Source organism: Argonema antarcticum A004/B2 (assembly GCF_023333585.1).
GTDB classification, from domain to species: domain Bacteria; phylum Cyanobacteriota; class Cyanobacteriia; order Cyanobacteriales; family Aerosakkonemataceae; genus Argonema; species Argonema antarcticum.
The window spans coordinates 34,960-60,452 of record NZ_JAIQZN010000019.1; the positions used below are offsets into that span (position 1 = coordinate 34,960).

Below are 25,493 nucleotides of genomic sequence, written 5' to 3' on the forward strand. Positions count from 1 at the left end.
TGAATAAAGTTAGTTTAACAAAGTTACAAGGGTGTTTAGCCAAGTGGAGATAATCAATGGTTCAACAACAACTCATCGATACAGTGCGCGTTAATGCCAGAAAAACCGACGCCTTCGACATTTTCAACCTCAAGCATTACATTGGCCCAAACCCATATTTGGAAACGGGGGCGCTAGTATTTGATTTTGCCCTGACTGGGCATTTACCGCCTCGGCCCATTGAGGAATATGTCTCCATTATTAGCGATCGCTATCCGCACCTGCGCGATGAAACATCCGAATCCTATGCCCATCTATTCGCCCGAACAGTATCGGAAGTGGGAAAACTCGACATGGGTTTGCACTTCAACCGTTTGAATTTGAAACAACATCCCGATTATTTCACAATAGCCGCTCAATCAGTTCATTTCCGTACCAGCCGAGCCGTAGTTTATTGCGTTTGGGACTGGTTTGAAGCTATTACTCAAGACGAAGATTTCAAGTTAGACGATCGCATCAGCAGGCTTCAAGACACATTCCGATACAGCGTTTATGGTGGCCCGACAGTCTACACCCTATTACGCACAGCCCAAGAGAAAAAAATTCCCGCCTTTTATTTGTGGGACGAAGGGCTAATGCAGTACGGATATGGGAAAAAACTAATTCGCGGCGTAGCAACAACATTTGATTGCGATAGCCATCTAGATTCCGATTTTACCACCCGCAAAGATGACTGCAAAGCTTTTTTGAACACGCTGGGCTTCCCTGTACCAAAAGGTAATGTTGTTGTCTCCCTTGGCGAAGCCAAAGCCGTAGCAGAAAGAATTGGCTACCCGGTGGCAGTTAAACCTGTAGCGGGTCACAAAGGCATTGGCGTGACAGCTGATGTACAAAACCCCCAAGAATTAGAATTTGCCTTTAGTAGGGCACTCAAAGCGATTCCAGAAGAACAAGCGATCGCAATAATTGTTGAGAAAAGCATCAAGGGCGCAGATTTCCGCCTGCTATGCGTCAACGGCAGATTTGTTGCCGCTACCGAACGGCGTCCCGCATCAGTTACTGGTGACGGTTATTCAACCATTGCTGAATTAATCAAGCGCGAAAATCGCAAACCCGCACGTTTGGACACACCAACCTCTGCCATGAGTAAGATTCAGTCCGACGACGCAATGGAAATGTTCTTATCCGAACAAGACTTGTCATTGGACAGCGTAATTCAGACAGGACGCATCGTTTATCTTCGCAAAGTTGCCAATCTCTCAGCGGGAGGTTTGAGCATAGATGCAACGCCCACTGTTCACCCAGATAATATCATTTTGGCGCAGGACATTGCACAGCATTTTCGACTCACTTGTCTGGGTATCGACGCAATTTCCCCAACTCTGTCTCAATCTTGGAAGTCTGGCAACTTTGGCATTCTCGAAATAAATGCAGCACCGGGCATTTTTATGCACCTTAACCCCGCTGTTGGCGAAAGCGTCGATGTGCCGTCGCATATTCTGGAAACCTTCTTTAAGTCTGGGGCAGATGCGAGAATACCAACGATCGCTTTCAACCGAATTTCAGTTGAGGAACTTCAAGAAACTATTGACCATATTCTTCTACAACACCCCGATTGGACTATAGGTGCTGTTTGTCGCGAAGCAGTTTTCGTCAACCGTTCGGAAAAGATTTTGAATAAGGATTACAACACCAATGTCAAAAATCTATTGCGTAATCCCAGGCTCGATCTGCTGATTGCCGAGTACCCAGAAGATGTGCTGGAAAGGGATGGAATGTTTTATCAAGGCAACAACATTGTAGTCCTGGATAATCCTACGCAAGCTGAAATGATGCTGACGCGGGATCTCCTCGAAGATTCTACCGTGGTTGTTAAGGAAGGAAACAATGTCTCAATCCGACATAAAGGTTTGATAGAACAGTATAGCCTTGGAGAAAGCGAACCATTTACGCGGGTTTATCTGAAAGAAATCGGAACGATACTGTAATACCAAATTCGTGTTTCTTACCCGTTTAATTTTTGGCATAAACATTGTAAAGACGTTTCATCAAACGTCTCTATAGCCGCTCGACATAAAGGGGTAATCGTTGCGGATTTGGTATAAGCCTGTCTATATGAAGGTGATTGCGAAAATTCTGTAATGCCAAAAACCCGGTTTCTTAAACAAACCGGGTTTTTCCGAATTATTGCCAGACAAATACCTTTGCTTCGTACTCCGCCAGGTCAATCACTATTTGACCGCTGCCAGCTTCCACATCGTGGTCGTAAGTCCATTCGTGCCATGTGCCATCCGAAGGGAAGTTTGGAACGGTGTAACCAGCTAAATAGTTGTCTGAAAAATTAGCGACGACGACAACGCGAGAACCTTCATCATTCCAGCGGGTGTATGCTAATACCTTGGCCTCTTCATTCTCATGGAAAAAGTCAATGTTTTCAGTGTAAAGAGCTTGATTGTTTTTACGCAGATTAATCAAGCCTTTGTAGTATTCAAATAAGCCGCGATTTAAGTCATTGCTTAGCAGCGCCCACTCAATTTTTGTTGGCTCGATTGTTTTAGGTTTGTATTCGCCAAACTCTTGTCCCATCCAAAGCATTGGCACACCGACAGATGTCATCAATAGGGCTGCTCCCAACTTGGCACGTTTAAAAGCTTCGCCATCAAAAATGGTGCGATTTGCCAATTCTACCATGACGCGATTTTGGTCGTGGTTGGTCAGGTAATTAACTACATTGGTGGCACCCATAAAGCCTTGCCGCTTGCAGTCGATCGCATCTTTGAGCCGCTCTAAATCAAAAGTATCCCCGCAAATGTGTTCGATCATACAGAAACGGTAACTGTCGTGCCAGCAACCATCCATCGGCCCATCAAAATTCGTGATGCTGGTAGTTTCGGGGATGTGTTCGGCAATGCTATAAAAAGGCTTCTGCCCTGCCGTTTTTTTGGCTTCTTCCACAATCCAGTACATGAAGTCGTAGTTGGCCATTTGCCGCGCGGCGTCGAAGCGAATGCCATCAATGTGATATTCCTGAACCCAGAAACGCACGGTTTCGCCGATAAATTTCCACGCAGGTTTTACTTCTAGCTTTTCGTCGTAATGTTCGTAATTAAACTCTGGCCCCCAGTTATTATCAGGGTCGCGGGGAGAGTGGTGATACCAATAATCGTGGTCAATTTGGGTGAGAGGACAAGATGCTTCTGAGTGATTAAAAATCCCGTCCATAATGATGCGAATTCCACGAGCGTGGCACTCGTCAATTAGGTGCTTTAATTCTTCCGTTGTGCCATAACTTGTTTCGGTGGCAAAGAAATAACGCGGGTTATAGCCCCAGCTATAATCGCCCGGATATTCTTTCACTGGCATCAATTCAATTGCGTTGATGCCGAGTTCGCAGAGATAATCTAACTTTTCAATAACGTGCTTGTATTGACCGCGAACGTACCGATCGGGTTCGCCGCCGGAGAAGTCGGCAACATGAAGTTCGTAGATAACTAATTCGCGATCGGCTGGTAGCGGCTTGTCGTCATGCTGCCAAACATAAGTATCGACAATTCTTTCGCTGTCTTTGATTGTTACGATGCCGACTCCTTTGCTCTCATCAACATTTGTTACATAAGGATCGATGATGTCTACCCATTCATCTGGTTCTTTAAACCAACTTTTAGATTGAACCCGGAGTTTATATTCATAAATTCCATCTTCCAGTTCAACTTTGGTACGGAAATAACCATCCTTACCTTTTTCCATTGGGATTTCTTTCCAATCGGAAAAAGAGCCGATTAAAGCTGCTCCTTTGTTATAGGGTGCAAATAAAGTAAATTCAATGGAACTTGTTTTATGAGGTTTCTTGCTTGCCATAGAATTTTTTGGGGTAATAAAACGCCGACAACCGTATTCTCCACTTCTTAGCTCAGCTATAGTATCGTTCGCTAGAAATAAAAAAGCTTGAGTAAACATCAGTCTTAAGGCATATTTTCAAAATGTTAAGTTTGAGATTTGAGAGAACCCGTTTTAACCAAAGATACAAAGATTAAAACGAAAACCTCTTAAAATCACCTGCTCAACCAAGCGATCGCAGCTCGAATCCAATCTTCTGCCTCTTTACTTTTAGCCACCAGTCCATCTTGACTGACTGCGTTGAGCGCCTGCACTACCTCGCTGCTGGTATATCCCAAGGCTAGTAGCGTCATTTCTACATCTTCGATAATGGCAGGATTTGGGCCACTTGAGGTGGCAGTGGCTACGCCAGCTGAGAGTCGCCATTGTGCCAGCTTGGTTTTTAGTTCCAGCGCAATGCGTTCGGCTGTTTTGTTACCGACACCGCGAGTTTTGGCTAAGGCGCGGATATTGCCAGTAACGATCGCCTGCACCAAGTCTTGCAATCCCAGGGTATCTAAAAGTGCGATCGCCAAAGCCGCACCAATTCCACTCACACTTACCAGCTGGCGAAACAAATCTCGCTCGGCGGCTGAGGCAAAACCATACAAACTTATCTGATCTTCCCGCACTTGCAAGTGAGTGAAAACTTGGGCGGTTTCTCCCACAGGGGACAAATCCTGGGCCAAACGCGGCGGGATTTGCAGTTCGTAGCCAATCTGGTTAACTTCCAGAATGAGAGTGACGCGATCGCTACTACTTTTCTGAAAACCTACTACCGTTCCTTTGAGATAACTAATCATGACAAAAAGCCGAAATGGTACAAACCTTCCAAAATCCCACCAGCACAAGCAGCCTTTGCCAAATACCGATAATCGGCCCGATTGGCTTCAAGCCACTGGAGGAGTTCAGGCTGAGCATTTCCTACAATAATCCCTCTTGGTTCCCCCACACTAAATAAAGCAATATCGTTTCCAGAATCACCGCAAACAACTGTCTGCGTTGCATCTATTTCCCAGTGCTGGCGCAGAAACTCTACCGCCAAACCTTTATTGCTTTTGCTGGGCAAAATATCTAAATCTTTGCCTCCACTGTAGATTAACTGAGCGTATATACCCTGTTCTTTAAGCAGAGATTCTAAGTGCGGGATAACTTCTTTGGCTGCTTGTTCTGTCAAAAAATAACTAACTTTGAAAGGTCGCTGTTCGGATGCTGGTTGAGGTAAAAGATCCACAAACTTAGTACCTGTAGCTACTACCAAGTCACGGTTCCACCCTGAAGAAAGTTGTTTTTCCCAAACTGGATCTGGGTTGCTGTCACTGTCGTTGTCATAAATTTCAGTTCCCACCGCCGCAATCAGAGCATCTGGCACCAACAATTCCTTTTCGGTTAAAAGTTCCCGATAGAGAATGAGAGAACGACCTGTGGCGTAAACGATTTTTGTTCCATGTTCTTGGCGATGCTGGCTCAACTGCTGGTTGAGTTCTGCCAGAGATCGATCGTCGCCCACAAGGGTATTATCTAAATCTGTCACAAACAAAAATTTTGTCATAGCAATATTATACTGAAATGCTTTTAGGACTTACGCAACTGGCACATTATGGTAGGTTGGGTTTTGTTAATAAAACCCAACCTACCATAATGTGCTACCAGTTTAAAGAAAAACTGTAGAATCCCTTAGTTATTCGCCAAGCAATTGAGCGAGGCGTTTTAACACGCTTACAACAGTATACAAATCATTTCCCCGCTGAAGTGCAAACGGATAGGACTCAGCATATTTTGGCTTACCTTGTTTCGTAAGTTTTAGAAATTTAAACTCCGGGCCATTGCTCACAAAACCAAAGGCAGGTTTTTCAGAATTGGGATTACCCAACATATAAGCCAATGCTTGCGGTATCCCCGCTTCCACCGAATATTTTACGCTTTTGGCTTCAATGGCGAGTACCCAAAAAGAAGGCTTAAAAACTAAGAGGTCAAGGCGTCCGTTTACAATAATACCATCATCCTCCGATGAAATTTTCACCGACTTTTCAGCCGTAATATAAAATGGCGGACGATAAAAACCCGCCAATCTCAACAATGGCCCTAAGACTACCATTTTGACGATCGGTTCCAGGATGGTATAACGAGACAAATGGAGATAGTCTGCCTTTACTTCATCTAGTGTTTGCTTTTCCAAATCCGTCAGTTCCGGTAAATCATCTTGCCATTCTCGAAAAAATCGATCGTCGTTAGTGCGTTCTAGACCGAAGTTTTCAATTAACTGGTCAAGAGTGATATCTTGAGATTGGATTGTTTCAACCATGATTTATCTCTCTTTTCAATTTTGGATTAGATATCTTGCAAAAATCCACTACTTGAGTAACTACCTCTCAGACATTAATTGCGGTGCTTTATCTCCGCAAGGGGGCGCTTTTTGTTTTGGCTTATAAATCTTGACAACAAGTTCTAACATATACTTGAACAACAACAGATAAATCAAACAATACTTTCTCTCCTTCTATTCTTTTGAGTAAATAACGTTGACTCAAAGATTGTAACCCATTCATAAAGTCCATTGATGATAGAGATAAACTTTGTCTTAAATCTTCTCTTAACACAGGTCGATCGAATTTACTTAATTGTAAAATAATCACTCGTTCTATAGGTGATATTCGGTTGAATAATTCAGTGAAGCGAGATTTCATATCTTTAGTGATAATTAAACTATCTTCTCTTAAAAATTCAGCGACTTTACCACCAAAAACATTTTTAATTAAACTGGCGATATCTTTTAAATAAACCGGATTGCCTTCATATAAATCAATCAGTCTTTGCCAGCTTTCCTTATCCTTTAACCCATAATCTTTTACGATATCGATATGATCTAACCTTCCTAATTCTAAACAATTAATCGGATATAACTCCGCATCTAAGCAAATCATTTCTTGACATTGTTCCTGGGTGATTAATATTAAAGTACTTTGATGTTCTATATCTCTCACCATTGCCAATAAGTTTTGATAATTTTTGTGTTCCGGTTTGAATTGTCCTGCAAATTCTCCAGTGATAAATAACTCTTGTACGTCATCAAGGATAATTAAACATCTTTGCTGGCGTAAAAGGTTAAAAAATTGAGTTAATTTATTGTCAGATTGAATAAGCTCGGTATTGATACCTGTTAAAATTTCAGTAAGAATACCATCTAAAGACTGGGATAGTTTGAGACTTTTCCAGACAACTACATCAAATTGTTGTATATTTAGGTCAACAAACTGTTTAACTAGGGTAGTTTTACCAATTCCACTTAATCCTAAAACTGAGATGAGACGGGGGTTTTGAGTGGTTAACCAGTGGGATAGGGTTTGGAGTTCGAGAGTGCGATCGTAGAAATGAGTTATTTTAGGGGCTAGGGTTAGATCGTGATACCCCGTGTTTTTGGTTGTTTTCTCTTCATCAGTGATAGATTGATTTGTATCTGCTTGAGGATGAGAATTACACCAGGTAACATTACTGTTGAATAAACCAACAAACTGAGAATTAATAACCCTTTCAATTGTCCAACAAAAATTAGATTTATTAATATCTTCATTTAGCTGTTCGGATAAAATTTTAAATAACGTTCGGCTAACATCTCCAATATAGTTTTTACTATCATATCCACATTCATCTGCGATTTCACTGTAAGTTTTACCTTGCCAAAGTCCTTTAATGACAGCTTTTTGTAGATCGTCTAGGTGTTTTCCTGTTTGCTTCTGCACTAACTTATCCACCAACTGTAACACTTCTGTAATAACCATAGAGTTCAGGTAGGGTATGGATTTTAGCGATTATAGCTTAGTTTCAGCCAATAAAATCAGGTTTTTTCGGGTCGTCTCTTAATATTTTGTTGCAAAAAAGGCCATAACATCAGTTTTTTTCAGTTGGCAGCGTTCACAACAGTAGATTTAAGATAAGACAAAGTTCAACATCGGCGAGTGATAATACAGGTAAAAGTTTATGGCTGATGGTCAAAGTGTTAAGTATGCAGTGGACTTGGTGATGTGTATTGATGGCACAGGTTCAATGGGCCACTTAATTGAAGAAGTGAAGTCAGCCGCTCTGAAGTTTTATGAGCGGCTAGAAGCTAGGATAACAGAAAAGGGTAGAAAAATAGATCGACTGAGAGCTAGAGTGATTGTATTTAGGGATTATTGGGCAGATCCAGCCGATCAGGTGATGCAATGTTCCGAGTTTTTTGATTTGCGATCGCAATCACCAGATTTTGCTAATTTTGTCTCTCAAATTCAAGCTGAAGGTGGCGGCGATGAACCGGAAAATGGCTTAGAAGCCGTTGGATTAGCTCTTAAATCTAACTGGGAAAAAGGAGATTTTAGCAAGCAAAGATATGTAATAGTTGTTTACACTGATGCTAGCGCTCATAGTTTAGATAAACCTCCAAAACCAAAACCCAGTCACTATCCTAATGATATCCCAAAAACCTTTGATGACTTGACCGACTACTGGCACGAGATCCCAAAATCAGCTAAGCGTTTATTACTGTTTGCACCTGATGCTGAACCTTGGACAATGATGAGTAGTTGGGAAAATACGATTCATTATGTTTCGGAAGCAGCTAAGGGATTAGAAGAACTAGAAATGGGTGAGATTTTAGATGCGATCGCCAATAGTGTATAAGCGTTAAGCAGTGGGGTGTGTCAGACAAAAAAGCTATTGTTAAATAATTAACTTAAAAATCTGACGCATCCTACTGGATTAGTATTATTTAAGTTAATTTACTTTTTCGACAAACATAGAACCTCATCATAACTTAAATTATGGCTATGACTTACTTTAATTTAGTAGTAAATATAGAAGTTGCCGAAGAGAAAGGCGAAGATGCTAACTTAGCTGAACATTTTGGACAAACTTTTTTGATGGGCGTGTTTGACGGTTTAGGAGGTCGATCGGCAGGTTATGATGGGAAAACTGGAGGGCGCATTGCTTCAGAAGTAGCATCTCAAATCAGCAAAACATTCTTCATCAAACAATGGTATGGTAATATAACGCCAGAAAATGTCATTTTACTGCAACAAGAAATTTGCCAATCACTGAAAATTAAAGCCGATACTAATATGCCGAGAACTTCATCTCGGCTAAAAGGTTCTTTAGTGGAACATAAACTCTGTACGACGATCGCGCTGGCTAGCATTCCCAAGCAACAAGGACAAGAAAAAATTTTTGAAGTTAACTTAGCTTGGATGGGAGATTCGCGGATTTATTTTCTCAGTCCAACTAAAGGTTTACAGCAACTTACCAAAGATGACTTAGTAACTCCTAAAGATGCCTTAGAAATGCTGAGACAAGATCCGCCGATGTCTCAATATTTAACTGCCGATATAAATCCAAGATGGCAAATTCATTTTCAGCACTATAAAATTGAAGAAATTGGCTGTTTTTTAGCTTGTACTGACGGCTGTTTTCAGTATGTTTCTGCCCCTTGGGAATTTGAAAAATTGTTGCTAGACACTCTGTATCAGTCAACAGGCGATCGAATGGATACGAATAATTGGCAAAAATTAATCTGCCAAAAATACACTGATATTAAGCAAGATGATATTTCTTTAATTCTCTATCCCGTTGGTTTTAATGGTATAAAACACTTAAAAAGTACTTATCAACAACGTTGGCAGCATCTTCAAGAAAACTTTATTTCTCCTACCGCTAATACTCGCTATGATGACTTACAAAGATTGTGGTCAAAATATCGAATTGATTATGAACATTATTTTTCATCAATTCAAGATATTCAGCAAACAACTAATTATAAATCGCCAAACTCAGAAAATCATTCCTCAAGTTTAGTCACTTCAACAAGTTCTAGTTTGAGTACAAATACATTTCAAGAAATTACTCAATCATCCAAACAGAAAGCAGCAGCTAAGGCTGAGAAAATTAAAAATTTGTTACGTAATGCTAATTATTATTATCAAAAAAATCAGCTAAAAGAAGCCGAAGATTCGTGTGTGAGAGTCTTAGAAATCGATCCGTATCAAAGTGAAAGTAAATATATTTTAGGATTAATTTACACTAAAACAGCTTTGTACGAAATAGATTCTTCTCGAAAAGAAAAGTGGTTCAAAAAAGCCGCCTCATACCTGGAGGAAATTAGAAAAGATCGAGCGGAAAAACTTATAGAATCATTACAAACTCTATGTTTTATTTACTATCATTTAGAGCAATGGGACAAGGCAGTTTACTCTTATCAAGAATGTTTTAAATGTCCTGGAGCGGAAAAATTAGACCATTGGGAAGAAGACTTAGAAACCTTCATTACATCTCTGAGATTAATACTTAATAGAGACGAAGCAGCGAATATAGCAATTCAGTTTTGTCAGCGTCTAGATAGCAATTTACCATACGCAAAAAATGCTTATCCTTATTACTTTATAGCTGTTTTGCAAGAAATAAAAGGAGAATTAAACGCAGCCTGGAATAGTATTCAAACAGCAGTGGAGATATATAATCGATCGTCACATCCTATGGAAATTAAGTATGAAAGCCTACAAAAAGCGCGACAAAAGTATCAAGAAATTATGAATAAATTAAAATCCAGAGGGTATTATTAAACTATGTCTTATAAAAAAGGTGATATTATTGCTGGCAAATATTTAGTAACTCGTGACTTTGATAGTGCTAACGGGGGGCAATGCCAATGGGGCTTTGCTCTGAATAGTTACGATGGGAATGAATATTTTGTCAAAAAATTTCTCAGTCCAGTCTATCCCGGTGAAGATGCACCAGGGAGCGAAAAAGGGAAACAAAAGCGGCGCGATCAGTGTGAAGAATTTGCTAGAAAACAACTAGCAATTCAAAATGCGTTATCCGCTTGTGGTGCGGGAGGTTCAGTAGTAGTGATGGTGGATTTTTTTAAATATGGTGATGACTATGGTGAACATTTCTTCAAAGTCTGCCAAAAAGTCGATACCAGTTCCTTATCAAAGGAGATACATACACTAGAGACAAAAAAGCGTTTATTTGTCATGCTAACAGCAGCAGGTGCTATGAAAATTTTACACTCAAATGGCATTGTCCATCTGGATTTAAAACCAGATAATGTACTGATCCAAGAATGGGAAGGAAGGCAAGTTGCTAAAATTATTGATTTTGATAGTAGTATTATTGAAGGAGAATCAATTGCGGCGGAATCTTTAGTAGGCGATCCTGTATATTATTCCCCTGAATTTGCTAAACATATTGCCACAGCAGGAAAAACGCCAGCACCAACTAAAAAATCTGATATTTTTTCTCTGGGTTTGATTTTCTGTCAATATTGGACGGGGAATCGTCCGGTTTTATCAGGAAGCTATACTTATGCTCACGAAGCTGTTCTTGATGGGAAAAAACTTGACTTACCGCCGATTAAAACTACAACTAAATTGGGCGGAACTCTCATTAAAAACCCACTAGATACAGAAGTTGGTAAACTCATAAAAAAAATGTTAGCTTTAAGCTATGAAGAAAGACCTGATATCAATCAAGTTCATCAACAACTCAAATATCTTTATAATAATGGTGTTCCACCTAAAGATGGTAAAAATAAGTTAATCATCAATATGAAGCCTAAATTATAAAGTTTTTGATCCTATGAAAAAAACGTACCAGTGTAAAGGTTGCGGAAATGAAGTTGTTTCACTGATGAAGCCTTCTGAGTGTCAAGTTTGTACAGGGCGAGAATGGACAATATTAGCTACGAGTAAACCGATTAATTCAGGAGATGAACCTATGGCTATTGATAAAGATATATTCTCTTCATTTAAGTTTCGCTCGACGATCGAGGGTTACTGCCGAACTATTGGCTGGAATATTTATACTATTGATAATAAAATGGCTGTAATTAAGTTTGATATGGAGTCTGGCAGCACGCAAACTTTACTTATTCTCAAGTACGATTCAACTCTTGAATTTTCTTGTCCGAGTGGCTTGAAATTCGATGAAATAGATGAGATACCCCATCATTTATCTACGTTACTACTCAGCCAAAATGCTGAGTATAAAGCTGGTTTCTGGTGCATACAAAAGATCAGCGATAAACTGTTTTATTCCATTATTCATAATGCGGAAATGAGTTTAATCGATGTTGATTATTTCCGTATGGTAGTCACTCAGTTAATAAAGCAATGTGATGAATTTGAACGACATATAGAAAATTTAATTAACAGCTAATAGTTAGAACGCCTGGAAATGAATCATAAACTAAAGATTTAAAATTATAGGTTGGATATTTGTGAATATGAAATACAACTTTAATGAGTCTAATCCCTTTTTAAATTCTTGCGATCCTTTCGATCGATTATTAATTGGACAAGCTATAGTTGAAAATGTTTCTATTATTAGTCAAGATTGTATGTTTAATTCATACCCAATTCACCTTATATGGTAAAAGTGCGATCGAGGGTGCTTCTTTCAATACCGCTTCTGATTGAGTCTGGCGATTCCAAGCATCGCGATTAATTGCAATATCGAAATTAAAGAAGAAAAACATCAGGTTTTTCTTCTTTAATTCCTTATTCAAGTTCTGGTTTGTTGAATGGTTCTGATTGCTTCCTGTGTAGATTGAAGAGCTTGTGTATTTCCTTGTTCTCGAAAAAGATCGGCTGCTTTTTGGAAATCTCTGATCGCTGCTTGGGTATTTTTTAGGCTGTAGTAAGTAACACCGCGATTGAAGAAAGCTTCAGCAAAGTCCGGTCTGATCTGGATAGCGCGAGCGTAATCCTGAAGCGCTTCTTGATGTTTTTGCAGTTTGTTGTAGGCAATACCTCGGTTGTAGTAAGCTTTATCATCATTTGGATCGAGGCGTACTGCCTGGTTGTAATCTTCTATTGCTGCCTGATGTTGTTTAAGGTCATCGCGAGCATTGCCTCGATTGATGTACGCTTTGGCATTATTTGGATCGAGCCGAATTGCTTCGGTGCTGTCATCGATCGCACCTTGGAAATCCTTCAAGAAATAGCGAGCGTAACCCCTGTTAACGTAGGCTTGTGTGAGTTCTGGATTGAGCTTTATAGCCGCAGTGTAATCCTCTATTGCGCCTTTATAGTCGCCTTGCTTAGCCTTTTCTATACCCCGGTTATACAAGTCCACAGCACTCATTTGCGTTCCGGGATTGGTTCCTGGGGTTGACTCTGTGCTGGGAGTTGGGGTAGTGGGAGTAGTTGGCGGGGTTGACTCTGTGCTGTTTGGTTGTGACTCACCCCCGGCTGGGGTTGTTGGCTGAGCCTGAGTTGGTTTTGATTCTGTGTCGGCTGGAGTAGACTCTGTACTGGGGGCTGGTTTTGTTGACCCATCTTGGGTTGGTTTGGGCCGATCGCTAGTTGGGGTTGACTCGTTGCTGCGAGTTGGCTTTGACTGACCCTCGGTTGGGGTTGACTCGTTGCTGCGAGTTGGCTTTGACTGCGCCTCGGTTGGCGTTGGTGACTGGGACTGGCTTGGCTTTGACTGCGCCTGAACAACAGGTGAGATGCTACCCAGTGTAGTGGCGATGCCTAAAATTGCGATCGTTCGGTGAATACGGTTCATGACTTTAGTCCATTGACTTGATGCCAGTATAAATCCAGGTGTGAAAAAAAGCGCTTCTTGTAGCCTAATAGGATATCAGAATTTTGTAACTATTATTCCACTTCGATCGGCTTCTTCAGAGAGATGCGTCACTATCTTGTCTTTTTTGCTAGCATCTCTGAATCGCAAGGACAATCTAAGCAATACCCAATTCTGTTGACTTAGCTGCTACAAGCTTATGCCAAATTTCTTTCATAAACTGTCTAAGTAGATGACTTTTTTAATGCCATCAGACAGAATAGATATTGGGCGTAATGCCGATCGAGACGAACTAAACCTGCTTGTTGTTCCAAATGCCAATGACCTATACTATTTTTGACTGAGCTTGACTGACGACTAAAGTCGCGACTACGCAGACTTCTAGAAAAAGTATTATGCCTAGACAGTTACAGATCGAGACTACAACCTCAATTATTTGCGTTGATTCTGAAGCCTGAATGAAATTTTCAAATCGTACCAGATGGCTATCTTGGTTACCTCAGCTAAATCCTCAAGTCTGGATTCTAGCTATGGGCAGATTCCTTTCCGATCTTGGCAGTGGTTTCACTCTTTTTTACGCCCCCATCTTTTTTGTTAATCAAGTACATTTATCAGCAACCCAGGTGGGTATTGGTTTGGGTAGCGCTTCTATTTCTGGAGTGCTGGGGCGTATACTTGGCGGTTCTTTTGCTGATTCTCGGTTTTGGGGCCGTCGGCGTACTATGTTATTATCGGCAGCTGTATCTGCGATCGCATCTTTAGTATTAGCGGTAACCAGTGATTTTTCCAGCTTTACTGCGGGTAACTTGTTGATGGGCTTGGGTATGGGTTTGTATTGGCCTGCTACGGAAGCCGTAGTAGCAGATTTAACAGCGCCCGAACATCGTCAAGAAACTTATGCGATCGTGCGATTTGCAGATAATCTCGGTTTGGGAGTAGGCATTATTCTGGGTGGAATATTAATTGGCACAACCGGCGCTTATCGCTCTCTGTTTATAATTGATGCGATTTCTTTTGTGGTATTTTTTGGAGTAATTTATTTTGCGATTGCAGAAACTTATCGACCAGCAGAAGAAATAAAAAATAAAAAAGTAAAAGTAAAAAATAAAGCATTTTTTCTTTTGCCTATTTCATGGACTACAGCACTAAGCGATCGACGTCTCCTAGTCTTTATCTGCGTCAATATTATCTTCACAACTTACATTTCTCAGCTACATAGCACCCTTCCTTTGTACTTGAGCAAGTTTGTGCAAATGGGAAACTCAAAAGTAGGATTTTCCACCACAACTATCAGCGCTTTATTTACCTGGCATACGATTATAGCGATAGTTACTTTGATACCAATTGCCCGCTTCTTAAAAAGGTTTAGCCATCCGCAGACTTTAACAGTTTCAGCCATACTGTGGGCAGTAGGATTTAGTTTCATCTGGGCTACTGCGATCGTCCCGGTCGGCCAACTATACTGGACTATATTGGCAATGGGAATATTGGCGATCGCAACCGTCTCTTACACACCGTCGGCATCTGCCCTCGTCGCCGACATTGCACCAGCATCCCTGCGCGGCGTCTACCTTTCCATCAACTCCCTGTGCTGGGCAATTGGATACGCTATTGGGCCTCCCTTGGGTGGATGGGCAATGGATCGACCCCCAATAATAGCAAACAGCTTTTGGCTGGCTTTAGCATTGAGTGTAGTCATAGTTGTGGCGATTTTGCAATATCTAGACAAAATTTTCACCTCACAATAAATCTAGATCTTCATCTGTGTTTATCTGCGTTCATCCGTCTTCATCTGTGGTAAAAAAAATCCACGTTACCAACAAATATCTTTAAAATCGAAGCGATCGCACAAGTCAATCCCTTTAGCATTAGCGATCGCATCTTTATTGCATCCGCCTTGAGGATGATATTCCTAACGTTATAATTGACTAAGATAATTTATCTAGTGCTGCTCATGGGTACGTTGTTGCGCTTTAGCGCTAAAGCGCAACAACGTACCTAATAACTATCATATAACATTACTGAATCGGTGTTTTACCATAGCGATATCTTGGTAGCAAGATAAATAAAACCAACTTTCTAATTGAGCGATCGCAAATCGAAGATTGTGTTTGTATTTGTGTTATCCTAAAATAGGTCGATGACCTTCATCAAGGAGAATTCTGTGACCGAGCAAACGAGCGCTAGCCAATTATTTCGAGCCGCTTACGAAAACCGTTACACATGGGACACCAACTTTCCCGGCTACAGTGCCGATATTGAACTCAAGCAAGGCGATGAAGTTTACACCGGCAAAGTTCGTATTAACGGCGACTTCAGCGTAGAAGTCACGGGTATAGAAAACGAAGAAGTGCAACAAAGCATCTATACCCAAATGCGCGATGTCGTCACCCATCGCAAACGAGGTTCATTCGAGCAGTCTCATGGCAAGAACCAGTTTAGCCTGGGGGAAAAAGACGCCACAGATGCGATCGAAATTCTGGTTAAAGGCGACGCGATGGGATCGAACTACAAGATCAGAGGCACAGAAATTTGCCAGGTAAGCCGGGTAATGGGCCGTATAGCTTTCACGATCGACACCCATCAAAGTCTAAACACCTCTGAAGGCTACCTTTCCAGCCGTTATGATGCCGTCTTTCGCAATCCTCAGACCAATGAAGTGACTAAACAATTAGAATTTGAGGATACCTACGAAAAAATTGGCAACTACTACATCATGACCCATCAAGTCGTGCGATCGCAGGAGCAAGGTCAGCCAACGACAACCGAATTTAACTACTCAAACGTAAAGCTGCTCGAACCAGCCGTTGTTTAGCTTAAACACAAAAGGTAAACTGCGGTAGTTTTACCGTACTGAGTACTGAGTGCAACGGAAGCCGTGCTGAGTAAGAAAAAGAGTACTCAGCACTTTCGCACTCGGTAAATGCCCCGCATAGCGAGTGGGCGGAATCTTATCATCAGGAGAAGGTTGATACCCCGCATAGCGAGTGGGCGGTCTTTTAACTCAGCACTCAGCACTTTCAACTCAGCACTCTTCATTCCGATATGTTTACTACCCTAGTGCAGGATGGCGGAAATAACTCACCACTAAAAATTGTCAATGATTGTTCTGGAAATCTTGATTTTTACCACTGACAACTGACAACTGACAACTGACAACTGACCACTGACAACTGACAACTGACAACTGACCACTGACAACTGACCACTGACAACTGACCACTGACAACTGACAACTGACCACTGACAACTGACAACTGACCACTGACAACTGACAACTGACAACTGACAACTGACAACTGACCACTTGCACTAGAATCAACGATAGCTGGTACTCAACGAAATATTCTCCAAGCAAACGAGGTTTTTAACTATGGAACTTACAATTGATAACGTCGAAGAAGTTTTGGATGAAATGCGCCCTTACTTAATTTCCGATGGCGGCAATGTAGAACTGGTCGAATTGGATGGCCCCGTCGTCAAACTGCGGCTACAGGGTGCCTGCGGTTCTTGCCCCAGCTCGACAATGACCCTGAGAATGGGAATTGAGCGCCGCCTGCGCGAAGCTATCCCAGAAATTGCCGAAGTCGAACAGGTCATGTAAAGTCTAAAGGCAAAAGGCAAAAGGCAAAAAGCAAAAGGAGCAGAGGAACAGAGGAGCAGAATCTTCCCCCTCTTCCCTCTTCCCTAGCCCCTAGCCCCTATCCCCTAGCCCCTTCCCTCTTCCCTCTATGTCTCATCCCCTATACGTCGCCTTCATTTGGCACCAGCATCAACCGTTGTACAAAAGTCGGAGTAGAGACTTTCTAGCCGATCCGACGGCGTTGGTGCCTAATATGGGCCAATACCATCTGCCTTGGGTGCGGCTGCATGGTACTAAAGATTACTTAGATTTAGTACTCCTGCTGGAACGCTATCCCAAGCTGCATCAAACAGTCAATTTAGTGCCTTCTCTGATTCTACAACTGGAAGATTATATCGCTGGAACGGCGATGGACCCTTACCTAGCAGTAGCGCTGACACCGACAGAACAGCTAAACGAAGAGCAGAAAATATTTATCATTGAGCATTTTTTTGATGCCAACCACCACACTCTGATCGATCCCAATCCTCGTTATGCCGAACTATACACGCAACGACAAGAAGAAGGAAGGTCCTGGTGTAGAGAAAATTGGCAGCCCAGAGATTACAGCGATTTGTTAGCTTGGCATAACTTAGCTTGGTTCGATCCGCTGTTTTGGGATGACCCAGAAATTGCTCAGTGGTTGGAACGAGGGAGAGATTTTAGTTTAAGCGATCGCCAGCGGATTTACTCGAAGCAGCGACAAATCCTCAGCCGTATCGTTCCCCAGCACCGAAAAATGCAGGAGAACGGGCAGTTAGAAGTAACCACAACACCCTACACCCATCCCATCTTGCCCCTGCTAGCCAATACTGATGTGGGACGGGTAGCGGTGCCCAACATGAATCTGCCGCGCTATCGATTCCAGTGGGAAGAAGATATTCCCAGGCACTTACAAAAAGCCTGGGATTTTTATGCAGAACGCTTTGGATGCGAGGTTCGTGGCTTGTGGCCCTCGGAAGAAGCGGTTAGTCCCCAGATTTTGCCCTACGTAGCCAAACAAGGATTTAAGTGGCTAGTTTCTGATGAAGCTGTGTTGGGCAATACCATCAACCACTTTTTCCACCGCGATGGTTCTGGTAATGTTGGCGAACCGGAGTTACTGTACCGTCCCTATCGCTTGGAAACACCCGCAGGTGAATTGGCGATCGTATTTCGCGATCACCGTCTTTCCGATTTGATTGGTTTTACTTATGCGTCGATGGAACCGAAGCAGGCCGCAGCCGACTTGGTGGGCCATTTGGAAGCGATCGCACGTTCCCTGAAACATCGTCAATCTAGTGGCGAAACAGCCTTGCAAGAACCTTGGCTGGTTACAATTGCCCTCGATGGCGAAAATTGCTGGGAACACTACCAACTCGATGGCAAGCCCTTCCTAGAAGCTCTTTATCAGACTTTCAGCGACCATTCAGAAATAAAACTCGTAACCGTCTCAGAATTTATCGACAACTTCCCTGCAACAGCAACCCTCACCGCAGAGAAGTTGCACACAGGTTCCTGGGTAGATGGCAATCTCACCACCTGGATAGGCGACCCAGCCAAAAATCACGCCTGGGATCTGCTGACAGAGGCGCGTCAAGTTATGGCAGACCGCCCAGAAGTAACAGAAGAGAACAATCCAGAAGTCTGGGAAGCATTATATGCCGCCGAAGGTTCCGACTGGTTCTGGTGGTTTGGCGAAGGTCATTCCTCCAATCAAGATGCCATATTCGATCAACTGTTCCGCGAACATTTGGCGGGTATTTACCAGGCGTTGAATTTACCAGTTCCAGACAATGTACGCCGACCAGTAGAAGTGCATGAAGCGCGAGGGGATCACCGACCCGAAAGCTTTATTCATCCGATTATAGATGGAGTGGGTGATGAGCAAGACTGGGATAAAGCCGGTCGCATCGAAATTGGTGGAGCCAGGGGTACAATGCACCGCAGCAGTGCCATCCAGCGCATCTGGTATGGGGTAGATCACCTCAATTTCTATTTGCGATTGGATTTTCAAACCGGGATTCTGCCGGGGAAAGGTTGTCCGCCGGAGTTAAATTTGCTCTGGTTTTATCCTGACCGAACAATGTCAAACAGTCCAATTCCGCTGGCAAATCTACCAGAAGAACCACCGTTAAATTATCTGTTCCACCATCATCTGGGAATTAATTTACTGACCAATTCACTTTGGTTTCAGGAAGCTGGAGATAATCACCAATGGCATTCCCGCCCCACTCGCGCTCAAGTCGGACTTGAGAGTTGTTTGGAGCTGGCGATACCTTGGGCAGATTTGCACATTGAGCCAGATTATCCGGTCAGGCTGATCTTAGTTCTTTCGGAGAGCGGACGTTTTTCTAGTTATATGCCAGAAAATGCGCTGATTCCGATCGAAGTACCGTAGGAAGCGATCGCTTTTTTTGAAAGAACCGCAAAGGCGCGTTAGCACGAATGGGCGCAGAAAAAGGAAAGAGGTGAAATCCTCCAGCGCCCATTTTTCTTGGCAATAGACAAGATTGCAAAAGTAAAATGTATCTATGTTTTCATCTGTGTTTATCTGTGGATATCTGTGGTCAAAAAAATCCTAAATTTCGGTTTTTTGGAAGATGTCTAATAGACCTTTGGCAAGGTCGTAGCAAAAACAGTTTCGACTTTACCAAAATCACCAAAAGTCCGGGCTATGATAGAACCTTCTCTGCTACAACTACATCAAAGGCTTCCCAACCCCGAACCCTATGTCAGAAGTGCCTCTTGCAGTTCGTTTAACCACTGCTCCCCTACCTCCTAATGAAGTAGAACGGCTAGAAGCACTGCGTCGATACAATGTTCTCGATACCCCACCTGAAGAAAGCTTCGATCGCATCACTACTCTAGCAGCGCGTCTGTTTGATGTACCGATCGCTCTAGTTTCCTTGGTTGACCAATTTCGAGCCTGGTTTAAATCCTCATACGGCTTTGAGGGCCGCGAAGTCAGCCGCGAGGACACAATTTGTAGCTTCGCTGTCTTGGCTAATGATGTTTTCGTAGTTCCAGATACCAGAAAAGATCCTCGCTTCGCCTGCATCCCTGCGGCGCTGACAGAACCAGGCGTTCGCTTTTATGCGGGTGCTACTCTAGTCACTCAGGATGGCTTTAATCTGGGAACTCTCTGTATTCTAGACACCAAGCCGCACGACGATTTTAGTGCCGAACAGCGCTCCACTCTGGCTGACTTAGCGGCGATGGTAGTTGACGAATTAGAACTACGGCTAGCTTCTCGCCAAATTATCCACTTGAATGCTGCGCTCCAAGAGGTATCTCAGGGAGTCTCCGCTGCGACAGGAAAGGCGTTTTTCTCCTCGCTGGTACAACACCTGACTAAAGCCTTGGGTGTTGATAACGCCTTCATTTGTGAGCTAGTTGATAAGGATACCGAAACCGTCAAAACTATTGCCGTCTGCTTGGAGGGGCAGATAGTAGATAACTTTGAATATTGCCTCCGCAATACACTTTGTAGTGATGTTATTAAGCAGCGTAAAATATGTTGCTATCCCCGTGAAGTTCAAGCCCAATTTCCACAAGCTAACCTGCTTAGAAAAATGGAAATTGAGAGCTACATTGCTGTGCCGTTGTTTAGCTCTACAGGAATGCCATTGGGATTGCTGGGGATAATGGATGCAAAACCTTTAGCGAATATCCAACTAGCAGAATCTCTGCTTACTATCTTTGCTACCCGCGTGGCAGCAGAATTGGAACGCCAGCAACTTGAAGCAGAACGAGCCCAACTGCTAGCACAGGAACAGGCAGCACGAGCGGAGGCAGAACTACAGCGCACTTACCTGCACTCATTACTCATGGAGGCTCCAGCATCTATAGCGATCGTAAACGGGAGTAAGGCTGTTGAACTTGTTTATGAGTTTGCCAACCCACTTTACTATCAACTTGTGGGTAAACAAGAACTGATCGGTAAATCACTTGGCGAATTGTTTCCAGAGCTTGAAAACCAAGAAATCTATGAAATTCTTGATGGCGTGATTGCTACTGGCATACCATTTGTAGGCAAAGAGTTTCCCATCAAGCTGAACAGGCGGGGCAACAGACCAATTGACGAATGGTTCTTCAACTTCGTCTACCAGCCTAAGTACGGTCTGGATGGCAAAATTGAAGGCGTGATGGCTTTTGGATTTGAAGTTACCGATCAAGTTTTGTCACGCCAACAAGCTGAGTTACTGGCTGAAGACTTGCGCCATGAACAAAAAGCTTTAAAAGAAAGTGAGGAGCGTTATCGCGCTCTGGTAATTGCTACTTCGCAAGCGGTTTGGACAACAAATGCTGAAGGACTTATTATTGATGACCTACCATCTTGGCAAAGTTTAACAGGTCAAAGTGCTTCAGAAGTTAAAGGATGGGGTTGGTTGAACGCGGTTCATCCAGAGGATAGAGACTGCACTGCAAAATGCTGGACTGATGCAGTAGAAACGAAAAGTATCTATGAGATTGAGCATCGGTTGCGGACAGCAGATGGAAATTACCGCTATTTCTTTGCTCGTGGCGTACCTGTTTTTGCAGAAGATGGCAGTATTCGAGAGTGGGTAGGCGCTCACACGGATATCACTCTGGCTAAGCAAATTGAGTCAGAACGCGCTCAAATCTTGGCTAGAGAGCAAGCTGCACGCGCCGAAGCTGAAGCAGCGAATCGCATTAAGGATGAATTTCTGGCAGTGCTTTCTCACGAATTGCGATCGCCTCTCAATCCCATTCTCGGTTGGGCAAAGCTCCTGCGAACCCGTCAGTTTGACAAAGTGAAGACTGACCAGGCTTTAGAAACGATCGAGCGCAATGCCATGTTGCAGACTAGGCTAATAGAAGATTTACTCGACATCTCCCGCATCATGCAGGGCAAAATTAGCTTAAATGTCTGCCCAGTTAACTTAAAATTCCCAATTGAATCAGCGCTCGAAACTGTACGTTTGGCTGCTGAAGCTAAATCAATCGATTTGAGATTTTCGATTTTGCGCGAAGTGGGCGTCTTGGCGGTTCCCGTCACGATGCCCACCTTCGCAAGAGAGGATTTTGGATTGGAGGATGCACCTGAGAACTTCGTATCTATAGAATATGATGAATTTTCCTGTAATCCAAAATCCCAAATCCAAAATCCAAAATTCCTCGTTTCAGGCGATGCCAGCCGCTTACAACAGATAGTGTGGAATCTGGTGGGCAACGCGATTAAGTTTACTCCTCCCGGCGGATGCGTCGAAGTTGAACTTTCATTAGTCGATAGTCCAGAATTCTTAACTCAAAACTCTTATGCTCAGATTCAAGTAAGAGATACAGGCAAAGGGATTAATCCAGAATTTCTCCCTCATGTTTTTGAGTATTTCCGTCAAGCAGATGGCTCAATCAATAGAAGGCATGGCGGACTGGGGTTGGGTTTAGCGATCGCACGACATCTGGTAGAAATGCACGGCGGCACTATCTATGCAGAAAGCGAAGGTGAGGGAAAAGGCGCAACGTTTACAGTGCAACTGCCGCTGATGAAGGTGCAGGCGCAGACGATCGAACCCAGGATACCGTTTGACGATGCTCTACAACTCGATGGTTTGCGGATACTTGTAGTCGATGATGAGCCTGATACCTTGGAACTTCACGTTTTCATGCTCCAACAGTACGGGGCCCAAGCGATCGGAGCTACATCAGCAGCAGAAGCACTTCAACTCCTCAAAAGACTAAATCCAGATGTGCTGGTAAGTGACTTGGGGATGCCAAATGAAGATGGCTACAGTCTCATTCGCCGAGTGAGAGCCTTAGAGTCGCCACAAGGGAGAGCTATTCCAGCCATTGCCTTAACTGCGTATGCTAGGGCAGAAGACAGCACAAAGGCTCTGGAAGCGGGATTTGGGAGGCATATTTCTAAGCCAGTCGAGCCAGTTGAATTAGTTGAGGCGATCGCCAATCTCATCCGAATTAGGAACAGCCAGAAGCTGATAACCTGATATCATGCCAAATGGGCAATAGTCTAAATAAAAATCGCAAAAACTTATGGGCAAAATATGGGAGCTTGACTATTATTCAAAGCCCATTCTGGACGAGAACAAGAAAAAAATATGGGAAGTGCTGATATGCGATAGCCCCCAAAATGTGGTAGAGGAGCCTGAGTCCATCTTCCGGTATGCTAAGTTTTGTTCCAATCAGCAGGTAAATTCTGTTTGGTTGCGGACGGCTTTGTCGGAAGCGATCGCTCAATCTGGGCAACCCCCCCAAAAAATCCGCTTCTTCCGCGTCCAGATGAACAATATGATTACCAAAGCCTGCGAAGATTTGGGTATCCCAGCTTACCCCAGCCGCCGCACATTTAACCTCAATCGTTGGCTCAAAGAGCGCATGGAAGAGGTATATCCACACTACCCCGGCTTTGTGCCTGTTGGCCCCAATCCCTCAGTGCTAATAGAAAGTCAGCCACCCCAACCCCTACCCGATGCTTTGATCGGACAACAATGGGCTTTTGTTACCTTAGAGGCATCGGCATTTGCAGAAATGCCGGAATGGGACATTAGCTTTAAAGAAGCTTTTCCTTTGCAGGCGCGGGGAGTGACGCCCGATTCCCGCATTCCAGGTTTGATAATTTTCTCACCTAGAGCTATGCCTTTAGCTGCGTGGATATCCGGTTTGGAACTAGCTTGCCTCAAATTTGACTCTGTGACTCCGGCGAGATTGCTATTAGAAACAGGTGTTAGCGATCGCTGGATTCTGGCTAATATCAAAGATGCAGCCACCATTGCCGAAGCCAAAGGATTTGAAGAAGCCAAGCAAAAAGCCCAAAATGTGCATTTTTTAGCTGTTCAGTCCGATCGTCAAGCAGAATCTTTTGCCGGTTTCTGGCTCTTGCAAGATGATATCGCTTGACAAAAAATCCACAAGCCTGCATTGCGAGATCTCTGCAAATCGCTTACATCCCCAGCCTTAAAAGGACGGGGCTATAGCTCGTTTTTTGGTAAGTTTAGATTTGAGAAGAAGAAATTTAATTTTTCAATTTTTCAGTCTAAATCTAAAATCGCGTTATGGGTTATGACGATTTCCAACCAGAGGCACTAGCAGAACAACTCCTCGAACTAGCAGCCAAATCAGGGGCTCAAGCAGCTGAAGTTTATCAGTCGCGATCGCTCTCCAAACCAGTATTTTTTGAAGCCAATCGACTAAAGCAACTGGAAAGCGCCCAAGCTGAAGGGACAGCACTGCGACTGTGGAAAAATGGTCGTCCGGGATTGGCAGTCGCCTACGGGCCAGTGGAACCGAAAGCTTTAGTAGAAAGTGCGATCGCGCTTTCGCACCTCAACGAATCGGAACCAGTAGAACTGGTCGGGGCTACAAAAGCAATATATCCCGATGTCGGACAAGCCGTAACAGTAGAACAACTGGTAGTTTGGGGAAAAGAAGCTCTAGCCCTAATTCGAGACGCCTACCCAGAAGTACTGGTAAGTGCCGAATGGGAATGCGAAGTTGAAACTACGCGCCTAGTCAATTCCCAAGGACTCGATTGTTCCCACACCGATACTACCCTCAGCTGCTATCTTGGTGCCGAATGGGTGCGAGGCGATGATTTTTTGAGCGTTGCTGACGGACAAACCCAGCGCGATCGCCTCGACCCTGTAGCACTGGCGCAACAAATTTTACAGCGGTTGAATTGGTGTAAAGAAAACGTTTCACCTTCCGTCGGTCGAGTGCCGGTATTATTCACCGCCAAAGCCGCCGACATGATCTGGGGCACCGTCCAAGCTGCTTTAAACGGCAAAATGGTCATAGAAGGCGCTTCTCCTTGGAGCTCTAGCCACAGCTGCAAGGTAATTTCCGAAGCCCTGACCCTCGAACAACAGCCCGATCGTGGCCCATTTAGCTGCCCATTCGATGATGAAGGCACTCCCACCCGACCCCTGACCTTTATCAAAAACGGCATCTTGCAGCTTTTTTACACCGACACCACCACTGGTCGGCGTTTAGGATCGGGCACTACCGGCAACGGATTTCGTCCCGGATTGGGCAGCTATCCCACCCCAGGCTTATTTAACTTGCTCATTCAACCCGGTAGTGGTTCAATGCTTGACTTAATCGCTCAAATGGATGATGGATTGGTGGTCGATCAAATGCTGGGCGGCAGTGCCGGGATTTCTGGTGAATTTTCCATCAATATCGATCTTGGCTACCGGGTAAGTGGCGGTCAAATAGTCGGCAGAGTGAAAGATACTATGGCCGCCGGTAACGTTTACACAGCCCTCAAGCAAGTAATCGCACTGGGAGGTGATGCCGAGTGGAATGGCAATTGCTACACACCTTCCTTGATCGTAGAAGGTTTATCAGTTACAGGAAGACACTAATCCCAACACCTAAGTGCTTCTTGAGTGCTGAGTGCTGAGTGCTGAGTGATGAGTGGCGAATGCTGAGTGCTGAGTGCTGAGTGCTGAGTGGCGAGTGGGGAGTGTCAAAAAACAATACCGATCCCCAAACACAAAAC

The 25,493-nt window shown here is 43.5% G+C and carries 21 protein-coding genes; 12 read left to right on the plus strand and 9 right to left on the minus strand.

The genetic code is table 11. The features are described from left to right. The first annotated feature begins 56 nt into the window (after window positions 1-56). Window positions 57-1,967 (plus strand): ATP-binding protein, encoded by a 1,911-nt coding sequence (locus LAY57_RS10990; RefSeq protein ID WP_249066463.1) that lies wholly within the window; start codon window positions 57-59, stop codon window positions 1,965-1,967. 196 nt (window positions 1,968-2,163) lie between these two features. Here LAY57_RS10990 and LAY57_RS10995 read toward each other — a convergent pair whose 3' ends face one another. The 5 genes from LAY57_RS10995 to LAY57_RS11015 all read right to left on the minus strand — a co-directional run bounded on the left by LAY57_RS10995 (window position 2,164) and on the right by LAY57_RS11015 (window position 7,634). Beyond that, window positions 2,164-3,837 (minus strand): alpha-amylase family glycosyl hydrolase, encoded by a 1,674-nt coding sequence (locus tag LAY57_RS10995; protein WP_249066464.1) that lies wholly within the window; start codon window positions 3,835-3,837, stop codon window positions 2,164-2,166. Window positions 3,838-4,031: 194 nt separating this feature from the next. Then, on the minus strand, window positions 4,032-4,658 hold the full coding sequence (gene ruvA / locus LAY57_RS11000; RefSeq protein WP_249066465.1) for a Holliday junction branch migration protein RuvA: 627 nt from the start codon (window positions 4,656-4,658) through the stop codon (window positions 4,032-4,034). After that, on the minus strand, window positions 4,655-5,407 hold the full coding sequence (locus LAY57_RS11005; protein WP_249066466.1) for a sucrose-phosphate phosphatase: 753 nt from the start codon (window positions 5,405-5,407) through the stop codon (window positions 4,655-4,657). Before LAY57_RS11005 ends, ruvA begins: the two co-directional genes overlap by 4 nt. A 129-nt stretch (window positions 5,408-5,536) precedes the next feature. Further along, on the minus strand, window positions 5,537-6,160 hold the full coding sequence (locus LAY57_RS11010) for a type I restriction endonuclease (protein ID WP_249066467.1): 624 nt from the start codon (window positions 6,158-6,160) through the stop codon (window positions 5,537-5,539). Between the two features lie 121 nt (window positions 6,161-6,281). Further along, window positions 6,282-7,634, minus strand: a complete 1,353-nt coding sequence (locus tag LAY57_RS11015) for a helix-turn-helix domain-containing protein (RefSeq protein ID WP_249066468.1) — start codon at window positions 7,632-7,634, stop codon at window positions 6,282-6,284. A gap of 199 nt (window positions 7,635-7,833) precedes the next feature. Between LAY57_RS11015 and LAY57_RS11020 the strand changes: the two genes are divergently transcribed. The 4 genes from LAY57_RS11020 (at window position 7,834) to LAY57_RS11035 (ending at window position 12,039) form a co-directional block, all read left to right on the plus strand. Beyond that, a complete protein-coding gene (locus LAY57_RS11020) occupies window positions 7,834-8,511 on the plus strand; it encodes a vWA domain-containing protein (RefSeq protein ID WP_249066469.1) in 678 nt (225 codons plus the stop codon). Between the two features lie 146 nt (window positions 8,512-8,657). Next, window positions 8,658-10,442, plus strand: coding sequence for a hypothetical protein (locus LAY57_RS11025; protein WP_249066471.1), 1,785 nt, complete (start codon window positions 8,658-8,660; stop codon window positions 10,440-10,442). A 3-nt stretch (window positions 10,443-10,445) separates the two neighbouring features. After that, entirely contained in the window at window positions 10,446-11,447 is a 1,002-nt protein-coding gene (locus LAY57_RS11030) for a protein kinase domain-containing protein (RefSeq protein WP_249066472.1), read from the plus strand. A gap of 13 nt (window positions 11,448-11,460) precedes the next feature. Then, window positions 11,461-12,039, plus strand: coding sequence for a hypothetical protein (locus tag LAY57_RS11035; RefSeq protein ID WP_249066473.1), 579 nt, complete (start codon window positions 11,461-11,463; stop codon window positions 12,037-12,039). Window positions 12,040-12,229: 190 nt separating this feature from the next. On the opposite strand, the gene LAY57_RS35810 is transcribed toward LAY57_RS11035, so the two are convergent. Together LAY57_RS35810 and LAY57_RS11040 are read right to left on the minus strand one after the other, a co-directional pair. After that, complete coding sequence (locus LAY57_RS35810) at window positions 12,230-12,358, minus strand: hypothetical protein (RefSeq protein ID WP_275993849.1); 129 nt, start codon at window positions 12,356-12,358, stop codon at window positions 12,230-12,232. A 26-nt stretch (window positions 12,359-12,384) separates the two neighbouring features. Then, a complete protein-coding gene (locus tag LAY57_RS11040) occupies window positions 12,385-13,392 on the minus strand; it encodes a tetratricopeptide repeat protein (RefSeq protein ID WP_249066474.1) in 1,008 nt (335 codons plus the stop codon). 476 nt (window positions 13,393-13,868) lie between these two features. Between LAY57_RS11040 and LAY57_RS11045 the strand changes: the two genes are divergently transcribed. Both LAY57_RS11045 and LAY57_RS11050 read left to right on the plus strand, forming a co-directional pair. Then, window positions 13,869-15,158, plus strand: a complete 1,290-nt coding sequence (locus LAY57_RS11045) for an MFS transporter (RefSeq protein ID WP_249066475.1) — start codon at window positions 13,869-13,871, stop codon at window positions 15,156-15,158. 416 nt (window positions 15,159-15,574) lie between these two features. Then, on the plus strand, window positions 15,575-16,225 hold the full coding sequence (locus LAY57_RS11050) for a DUF3386 domain-containing protein (protein WP_249066476.1): 651 nt from the start codon (window positions 15,575-15,577) through the stop codon (window positions 16,223-16,225). 282 nt (window positions 16,226-16,507) lie between these two features. Here the strand turns inward: LAY57_RS11050 and LAY57_RS11055 are convergent, their stop codons facing one another. Continuing rightward, window positions 16,508-16,768 (minus strand): hypothetical protein, encoded by a 261-nt coding sequence (locus LAY57_RS11055; protein WP_249066477.1) that lies wholly within the window; start codon window positions 16,766-16,768, stop codon window positions 16,508-16,510. A 15-nt stretch (window positions 16,769-16,783) separates the two neighbouring features. On the opposite strand from LAY57_RS11055, the gene LAY57_RS11060 reads away from it, so the two are divergent. The 5 genes from LAY57_RS11060 to LAY57_RS11080 all read left to right on the plus strand — a co-directional run bounded on the left by LAY57_RS11060 (window position 16,784) and on the right by LAY57_RS11080 (window position 25,356). Continuing rightward, window positions 16,784-17,014: a NifU family protein gene (locus LAY57_RS11060; RefSeq protein ID WP_249066478.1), complete on the plus strand. Its 231-nt coding sequence runs from the start codon at window positions 16,784-16,786 to the stop codon at window positions 17,012-17,014. 127 nt (window positions 17,015-17,141) lie between these two features. Then, window positions 17,142-19,412 carry a glycoside hydrolase gene (locus LAY57_RS11065; RefSeq protein WP_249066479.1) on the plus strand — a complete coding sequence of 757 codons (2,271 nt, stop codon included), beginning with the start codon at window positions 17,142-17,144 and terminating at the stop codon, window positions 19,410-19,412. Between the two features lie 331 nt (window positions 19,413-19,743). Further along, entirely contained in the window at window positions 19,744-22,980 is a 3,237-nt protein-coding gene (locus tag LAY57_RS11070) for an ATP-binding protein (protein WP_249066480.1), read from the plus strand. 46 nt (window positions 22,981-23,026) lie between these two features. After that, a complete protein-coding gene (locus tag LAY57_RS11075) occupies window positions 23,027-23,890 on the plus strand; it encodes a Tab2/Atab2 family RNA-binding protein (RefSeq protein WP_249066481.1) in 864 nt (287 codons plus the stop codon). Window positions 23,891-24,045: 155 nt separating this feature from the next. Next, complete coding sequence (locus LAY57_RS11080; protein ID WP_249066482.1) at window positions 24,046-25,356, plus strand: TldD/PmbA family protein; 1,311 nt, start codon at window positions 24,046-24,048, stop codon at window positions 25,354-25,356. Here LAY57_RS11080 and LAY57_RS35815 read toward each other — a convergent pair. Next, on the minus strand, window positions 25,340-25,471 hold the full coding sequence (locus tag LAY57_RS35815) for a hypothetical protein (RefSeq protein ID WP_275993853.1): 132 nt from the start codon (window positions 25,469-25,471) through the stop codon (window positions 25,340-25,342). The two genes, LAY57_RS11080 and LAY57_RS35815, sit on opposite strands and share 17 nt — an antisense overlap. Window positions 25,472-25,493: the final 22 nt, after the last annotated feature.

Excerpts from the sequence above, each read along its gene's own strand:
- LAY57_RS10990 (WP_249066463.1), top strand. The coding sequence starts at position 57 with ATGGTTCAACAACAACTCATCGATACAGTGCGCGTTAATGCCAGAAAA.
- LAY57_RS10995 (WP_249066464.1), bottom strand. The coding sequence starts at position 3,837 with ATGGCAAGCAAGAAACCTCATAAAACAAGTTCCATTGAATTTACTTTA.
- ruvA (WP_249066465.1), bottom strand. The coding sequence starts at position 4,658 with ATGATTAGTTATCTCAAAGGAACGGTAGTAGGTTTTCAGAAAAGTAGT.
- LAY57_RS11005 (WP_249066466.1), bottom strand. The coding sequence starts at position 5,407 with ATGACAAAATTTTTGTTTGTGACAGATTTAGATAATACCCTTGTGGGC.
- LAY57_RS11010 (WP_249066467.1), bottom strand. The coding sequence starts at position 6,160 with ATGGTTGAAACAATCCAATCTCAAGATATCACTCTTGACCAGTTAATT.
- LAY57_RS11015 (WP_249066468.1), bottom strand. The coding sequence starts at position 7,634 with ATGGTTATTACAGAAGTGTTACAGTTGGTGGATAAGTTAGTGCAGAAG.
- LAY57_RS11020 (WP_249066469.1), top strand. The coding sequence starts at position 7,834 with ATGGCTGATGGTCAAAGTGTTAAGTATGCAGTGGACTTGGTGATGTGT.
- LAY57_RS11025 (WP_249066471.1), top strand. The coding sequence starts at position 8,658 with ATGACTTACTTTAATTTAGTAGTAAATATAGAAGTTGCCGAAGAGAAA.
- LAY57_RS11030 (WP_249066472.1), top strand. The coding sequence starts at position 10,446 with ATGTCTTATAAAAAAGGTGATATTATTGCTGGCAAATATTTAGTAACT.
- LAY57_RS11035 (WP_249066473.1), top strand. The coding sequence starts at position 11,461 with ATGAAAAAAACGTACCAGTGTAAAGGTTGCGGAAATGAAGTTGTTTCA.
- LAY57_RS35810 (WP_275993849.1), bottom strand. The coding sequence starts at position 12,358 with ATGTTTTTCTTCTTTAATTTCGATATTGCAATTAATCGCGATGCTTGG.
- LAY57_RS11040 (WP_249066474.1), bottom strand. The coding sequence starts at position 13,392 with ATGAACCGTATTCACCGAACGATCGCAATTTTAGGCATCGCCACTACA.
- LAY57_RS11045 (WP_249066475.1), top strand. The coding sequence starts at position 13,869 with ATGAAATTTTCAAATCGTACCAGATGGCTATCTTGGTTACCTCAGCTA.
- LAY57_RS11060 (WP_249066478.1), top strand. The coding sequence starts at position 16,784 with ATGGAACTTACAATTGATAACGTCGAAGAAGTTTTGGATGAAATGCGC.
- LAY57_RS11065 (WP_249066479.1), top strand. The coding sequence starts at position 17,142 with ATGTCTCATCCCCTATACGTCGCCTTCATTTGGCACCAGCATCAACCG.
- LAY57_RS11070 (WP_249066480.1), top strand. The coding sequence starts at position 19,744 with ATGTCAGAAGTGCCTCTTGCAGTTCGTTTAACCACTGCTCCCCTACCT.
- LAY57_RS11075 (WP_249066481.1), top strand. The coding sequence starts at position 23,027 with ATGGGCAAAATATGGGAGCTTGACTATTATTCAAAGCCCATTCTGGAC.
- LAY57_RS11080 (WP_249066482.1), top strand. The coding sequence starts at position 24,046 with ATGGGTTATGACGATTTCCAACCAGAGGCACTAGCAGAACAACTCCTC.